Here is a 340-nt window from a genome sequence, read left to right as displayed (position 1 = left end):
CGCACAAGCGCAACCCCATGGACGTGTTCCGCGCGTCGGTTCAGAACTGGCCCGAGGTGGTGGAGTGCCACGCGCTGACCGGCGACATGGACTACCTGTTGCGGGTGGTCGTCAGAGATATGGCCCACTACTCCCGCTTCGTGCTCGATACGCTGCTCAAGCACCCCAGCGTGCAAGACTGCAAGACCAGCTTCGTGCTGGACCGCGTGAAGAGCACCACGGCCTTGCCCCTATGAACATTCGGCAGGTTGGTGTGGCGGGGATGCAAATAGCGCTTGACCTTCCATCCGTGGCAAGGATCAAACTTTAAGCATCCCAACCCGAAAGGAGTTTTCCATGC

1 protein-coding gene is annotated in these 340 nt (G+C 59.7%); it reads left to right on the top strand.

Features of this window, described 5'->3' with window-relative positions; all coding sequences use genetic code 11:
- On the top strand, positions 1–236 hold a 236-nt coding region (locus RVY79_RS17495), incomplete at its 5' end, for an Lrp/AsnC ligand binding domain-containing protein (RefSeq protein ID WP_317465759.1).
- Between the last annotated feature and the right edge of the window lie 104 nt (positions 237–340).

This window comes from Chromohalobacter sp. HP20-39, from assembly GCF_033052815.1.
GTDB lineage: Bacteria > Pseudomonadota > Gammaproteobacteria > Pseudomonadales > Halomonadaceae > Chromohalobacter.
The sequence above is the reverse complement of the archived record's forward strand: the minus strand, read 5'-3'. Positions and strand labels throughout refer to the sequence as shown.